We start from the raw sequence: 2171 nt of genomic DNA on the forward strand, positions 1-2171 counted from the left end.
TCAACGCCGCCTCCAACGTCCCGGCCTTCTACAGCCCGGTCGGCCGCCGCTCCGACGAGTTCGCCGTCGTCCGCGCAGGCCTGAACTACAAGTTCGGCTCGTACTGAGATCGGTCGGACTGCTCCCGGCCATTGCGCCGGGAGACGCGGCGGGCGAGGCGGACGGGTCCTCCCATCGCCCGCCGCCGCGGCAGACCGGCCGTCCGGTTGACCTTCGCATCCCCAGCCCGATCAAACTGGCCGCGAGGTCGGCGACACCCTGGGAGCACCCGCTCCCGGGGTGTCTCGCGTTCCAGGATATTTCGCGTTTCAAGGTATCTCGGGCTTGGGAAACGCGCCGCGGGCTCGGGAAACGCGCCGGTACAGCTTCGGCGCGGAGCACCGTTCGCCTCTTCGTTCGCCTCTAGGACTGCCTCTCGGGCCGCCATGGCCTCGACCGCGGCGATGACGTTCCCCGGTTTGGCCGTCCGGCGGATCGGACGGCCGGCTGGCAGCCCATCGCGCTCGGCGATCACCGCGACGAGCCTGCGCTGTCGCGCCGTGAGGCGTGCGCGGAGCACGCCGCGCGGGTCGGGCCTGGAGCGCGGGCTGACCTTGGAGAAGACGCTCCCGCGACGCCGTGCTCGGGCCGGGGCAGCCGGAGCGGGAAATGCCGCGGCGGTCGTCCTGTCGCCGGGTTCAGGAGAACGGCGGCTCGGGCATCTTATGGCGCTGTGACCACACCAGGCCGCGATACGAACTGGTCAGCATGGCGACCCCCGGTCGGTCGCCCAGGAAGCCGTCCACCATCTCGGCGGAGCGGGCGATCGCGGCCCCGATGGTCGGCGCGTTGAAGGCCGTGCTGTGGATGTCCACGCTGCCTTGGGGCCGAGGTCTGGCGATCCGCAGATGGTACTGCATGGCCGGATACCGCGCTCATGGACGCGTCGCGAAGGCGTTCACGTCCGTATCAGATCGGAACGCGAGCCCCATGTCACGCCGAGCGCCCTTGATCCGGTTCCAATCGGACGGGCGATGTCCGCAAGCGATCTCCGGCGGTCTGGCAGGTCGGCCGGTCGCCGGGGGCGGCCACCCTCCGCTCCGCTCCCGTGAGGCCCCTCAACCCGCGCGTGCCCGTGCCGCGCCGCCGCCAGGGCGATCATCCGGGTGGTGTTCCGAGGCTTGACGGCGCGGAGCCTGCTTCCGTTCAGGGCAGGCGGGCGGCGTGCCGGTCAACCGCTCCGCGCCCGCGCCCGCGTGCCGTCGGCGACCGGACTGAGGTCGAGCGCCGCAACCGCGGCATCGGGCTCTGCCCTCCCTCCGACTTTCCGTGACTTCCATCGGCTCCCTTCGGCTCCCGGTGCGGCCACGGCGGCGCAGTCGCACCGGACACGAACGCGATTGCTGCGCAGCTTGAGCGGGGATAGAGACCGCTCTCGGATCCGGAGCAGGCCTGATGGGCGATGATGTAACCGCCCTTCTCGTCGCCCTCGCGCGTGAGAACGCCGACCTGCGCGAGCAGCTCGCCCTCGCTCAGGACATGTTGATGGAAACCGCGATCGACGCGGGGAACCTGCACGCCCTGATCGAGGCCGTGCAGGTCGAGCGCGACGCGTGGCGGGACGAAGCCGAGCGGCTGCAGGCGCGCCGAGCGTGAAAAATCCTGCTGCCTGCGACGACTTGTAGGCGAATTTATCCTCAAAATATGCTATCTATGGTTGTGTACTTGAAAAGTACTGCGTGCACTCAACACATCCCTGTGATGCAGACTACTCATCAGCAGTAGACGTGCCGCACTATCGACAATATTAACGACGCTTAACGGTTGAATTCTGATCGCGTGGCGGTGTTGGTCTTTCACGGGGCCGCCGCGGTTCGTCACAGGGTATATTTGGTATCCTGTCGAAAAATCATGATCATCCGAGTTGTTCATGATCGTAAAGCAGTCAGATTATGTCGGATACAGCTGTACACCGCGATGCGTCCGGTGATTTCATTTTTCAAGATAATCCTGAGATCGGCGCGATGACCAAGATGGTCGACTCGAATGTGGCCCGCGTCGCGGAGTCAGCTTTGCCGGCGGCGCCCTTCGTGGTTGGCGGCCTGCGTCTGGACTGGGCGGCCAAGCGGAGCCTGGACGTCGGCGTGGCGGTGACGGCGCTGTTCGTGCTTCTGCCGCTGCTGCTGCTGATC

General features: G+C 67.0%; 2 protein-coding genes and 2 pseudogenes. 3 read left to right on the forward strand and 1 reads right to left on the reverse strand.

Annotation, left to right across the window (positions count from 1 at the left end; all coding sequences use genetic code 11):
• Nucleotides 1–107, forward strand: a pseudogene (locus MFF58_RS31510) (porin family protein); the annotation flags it as partial.
• A gap of 570 nt (nt 108–677) precedes the next feature.
• On the opposite strand, the gene MFF58_RS31515 reads toward MFF58_RS31510, so the two are convergent.
• Nucleotides 678–854, reverse strand: coding sequence for a hypothetical protein (locus MFF58_RS31515; RefSeq protein WP_238294241.1), 177 nt, complete (start codon nt 852–854; stop codon nt 678–680).
• Nucleotides 855–1434: 580 nt separating this feature from the next.
• Here MFF58_RS31515 and MFF58_RS31520 point away from each other — a divergent pair.
• The gene (locus tag MFF58_RS31520; protein WP_238294242.1) at nt 1435–1635 is read left to right on the forward strand and encodes a hypothetical protein; all 201 of its coding nucleotides are present in this window, start codon (nt 1435–1437) and stop codon (nt 1633–1635) included.
• A gap of 296 nt (nt 1636–1931) precedes the next feature.
• Nucleotides 1932–2171, forward strand: a pseudogene (locus MFF58_RS31525) (hypothetical protein); the annotation flags it as partial.

The organism is Methylobacterium longum, from assembly GCF_022179385.1.
GTDB classification, from domain to species: domain Bacteria; phylum Pseudomonadota; class Alphaproteobacteria; order Rhizobiales; family Beijerinckiaceae; genus Methylobacterium; species Methylobacterium longum.